We start from the raw sequence: 2,728 nt of genomic DNA, 5'->3' as shown, positions 1-2,728 counted from the left end.
CGTTTCAGCTCCAGTGCATCGGTGTCGTTCGGTACCGTTCTCCGCCGGTCCACACCGCCAGCGAAAGGTCTGCATGCCGCCGGAGGAGCACGCCACCGACGGTGCGGCGGTCGCGCCCGCTGTGCTGGGTGACGAGGGCGCGGAGCTGTTCATTCCCTGTGCCCGTGCCGCACCCCACGATCAACAAGTGCAGCTGGAACTCCGGCACACCACCGAGAACGCGCTTGCTCTGGTTACCTACACGAGCCTGGAACGGCTGGTGGAGGGTTGCGGGGACCAGCAGCCGTGGATCAGCGTTCCCAGCGCCGAAGTGCAGCAGCTCGCTGAGCAAGTCGCCGCACAGGTCATCTTGCAAGACGTGCCGCTGCCCGACGACCAGCGACAGGACAGCCCGGAATAGAAAGGGGCCGCTGCCTTGGACGGGTTCATGAACGTCCCGGAAGAGATGGATGGATTGGCCACCGGCCTGGAAGACGCGGCCGCGAACCTGGACACGATGGAACAGGCCCCCATGGCGAACGCGGGCGAGTCGATCGCCATGGTCGCCGAAGCTCTCGGGCGGCTGACGCAGGCCAGCGCGGGCGTCAGTGGCGGCCTGCACGAAAGTGCCGAGGGCATTCGTGCGAGCCGGGACGAGTACCTGCGCGCCGACGAGGAAGCCGCGAACGGTATGCCCACGCCATCCGACGACTGACGAAGCCGAGGGGACCACATGTCCAGCGCCGTCGATGTCCACGTGAAATCCGAGCCCGGATCCTGCCGACAACTCTCCGCTTGGCTGCGGAAACTCGCTGCGCACAACCGCAGCGCCGCTGATGCTGCGGTCAACGGCGCATCCGAATCGGAAGCCGTCTGGCACGGGCGCGCATCCGACGCCTTCCGCTCGCACCTGCGAACCGCCGTCCGCGACGTGGACGAACTCGTCGAGGCCATCGAGTGGCTCGCGCGGGGGCTGCAGCGGTTCGCCGAGGACATCGACGCCGTTCGGCGCGGTTTGCAGGAATGCGTCCAGCTGGCCCGCGAAGCCGGCCTCACCGTGACCGGAACGGTCATCCACAAACCGCACGGAAGCCCGCTTTCCACCGCGCCGACCGGGGCAGGCGGCGACATGCCGGGGCTCAACCCGCGCAGCGAGGACCAGGACGCGCTCGAGGACAAGCACGACGCCTACCGCACGATCGAGGCCCAAGCCGACGACATGCGCCGCCTCGAACGCACCGCCCACCGCTCGCTGGCCAAGTGCATGGACGGCAGCAACGGCATCGTCGACGCGCTGCTGAGCTCGCCGCAGACCTGGATCTCGCGCGGCTTCGTCGCCGCAGGCACGGCGCAAGCCGCCGCCAACGGCCTCGCCGCGAACTCCAAGAGCATGTACGCCTTCGCGAACATGTACAAGCAGCAGGCTGCCGACCTCAATGTCTCCCCGGAGGTACGCGCGCAACGGCTGGAAACCCTGCTAAAGAACGCCGGCATGGACGAACGAGCAGCCAACAGCAACAGGGCGCTACTGCTCGGCGGTGGCCGCACCAAAGCCGGCGCAATGGTGCTCGACCGCGTCGCCGCAACGACCGGGGGGCAGCGCACCAGCAACCTCGCTCGCGTCGGCAAGCTGTTCAACGTAGCCGCAGTCGGCTCCGCGGCGGCGTTCACAGCGACAGATATCTGGAATGGCAAACCGGTTGCCAAGTCGGTCTGGGCGAACTTCGGCGGGCTCGCAGCGGGCACTGCCGCATCGACCGGCTCCGCGGCAGCGCTCACCGGAGGTGGCCTCCTATCGGCCGGTAGTGCCCCGATCACCGTGACCACGCTGGGCATAGGGTTCGCGGGCACGACCGCGTTCAACTACTTCCAAGACCACGACCTACGCGATCTCTACCGCGACCTGTCAGACGATGGCGGCGACCGCCCTGATGACAAGTCCGACGAATACCGGAAAGCACGGCATGGCTACTGACGACACCGCCGCCGACCTGCCACCGCGTCCCGACCCCGAAACCGGACAACCGGTTCCGCCGGACGCGCCGACGCAGACGGCCGAGGGCTATAACGAGAAGAAGCCAAGCCGAGTGCCCGATCCGCCACCGGGACATGGCCCGGCCTGGGCCCACTTCCGCGAGAAGCGGTACCTCTCGTGGCTCGGCGGCTTGATCCCGGTGGCACTCGTGGCGGTGGCTGTCATCGCGTACGACGGACTATCGGCTATCAAGATCTGGCCGGTGTGGATCATTCTCGCCGCAGTCTACGGCTGGACCGTCTATGTCGGACGGGTCAACGTCGTCACTGCAGGATCCGACTGGCTCAAGATTCGCAAGTACTGGGTCAACACCTACGAACTCACCAAGATCGAGGCGCACGCGAACGGTCCCAACCAGCCGACAGTGTCCCTCGAGGACCGGGAACGCTCGGTCGAGATGACCATCAGCCTCATCGAATCCGACCGCACGCTGTGGAACTACGTCTACCTCGGTATGCGCCACTCCGCGGCCAACGGCGCCCAAATCAACCTTCCGGCCCAAGGCACCTGGCCCGAACTGGCCGAAGCCGCCCGCAACGCCCGCTCGCCCGGGAAGGACTAGGTCCCGCGGCCGAGCCGCGGTCCTTGCCGCGATCTGGCCGCAGCGATTTGACCTTGCGGGCTGGTCAGCGCGACCTGATCCCGGTGGAGCACGGCGTGCGGGCGGCGATCCAGCGGTCGGGCCGGAACTGCTGAAGGACAGTCTCCGGGCAT

The 2,728-nt window shown here is 67.3% G+C and carries 4 protein-coding genes; all 4 read left to right on the top strand.

The window, feature by feature from the left end; genetic code table 11:
* The first annotated feature begins 73 nt into the window (after positions 1 to 73).
* The 4 genes from IJH84_RS23585 to IJH84_RS23570 all read left to right on the top strand — a co-directional run bounded on the left by IJH84_RS23585 (position 74) and on the right by IJH84_RS23570 (position 2,576).
* Positions 74 to 400 (top strand): SAV_915 family protein, encoded by a 327-nt coding sequence (locus IJH84_RS23585; RefSeq protein ID WP_295149153.1) that lies wholly within the window; start codon positions 74 to 76, stop codon positions 398 to 400.
* A 15-nt stretch (positions 401 to 415) separates the two neighbouring features.
* Complete coding sequence (locus tag IJH84_RS23580; RefSeq protein WP_295149151.1) at positions 416 to 694, top strand: hypothetical protein; 279 nt, start codon at positions 416 to 418, stop codon at positions 692 to 694.
* A gap of 216 nt (positions 695 to 910) precedes the next feature.
* On the top strand, positions 911 to 1,954 hold the full coding sequence (locus IJH84_RS23575) for a hypothetical protein (RefSeq protein WP_295149148.1): 1,044 nt from the start codon (positions 911 to 913) through the stop codon (positions 1,952 to 1,954).
* Positions 1,944 to 2,576, top strand: coding sequence for a hypothetical protein (locus IJH84_RS23570; protein WP_295149146.1), 633 nt, complete (start codon positions 1,944 to 1,946; stop codon positions 2,574 to 2,576). Before IJH84_RS23575 ends, IJH84_RS23570 begins: the two co-directional genes overlap by 11 nt.
* Positions 2,577 to 2,728: the final 152 nt, after the last annotated feature.

Origin of the sequence: Saccharopolyspora sp. (assembly GCF_017434145.1) — a bacterium.
GTDB classification, from domain to species: Bacteria; Actinomycetota; Actinomycetes; order Mycobacteriales; family Pseudonocardiaceae; genus Saccharopolyspora_C; species Saccharopolyspora_C galaxeae.
This window is presented reverse-complemented; position numbering and strand designations above follow the sequence as displayed.

What these genes read in the sequence shown, in the direction of transcription:
- IJH84_RS23585 (WP_295149153.1), top strand. Translation starts at nt 74, where the DNA reads ATGCCGCCGGAGGAGCACGCCACCGACGGTGCGGCGGTCGCGCCCGCT.
- IJH84_RS23570 (WP_295149146.1), top strand. Translation starts at nt 1,944, where the DNA reads ATGGCTACTGACGACACCGCCGCCGACCTGCCACCGCGTCCCGACCCC.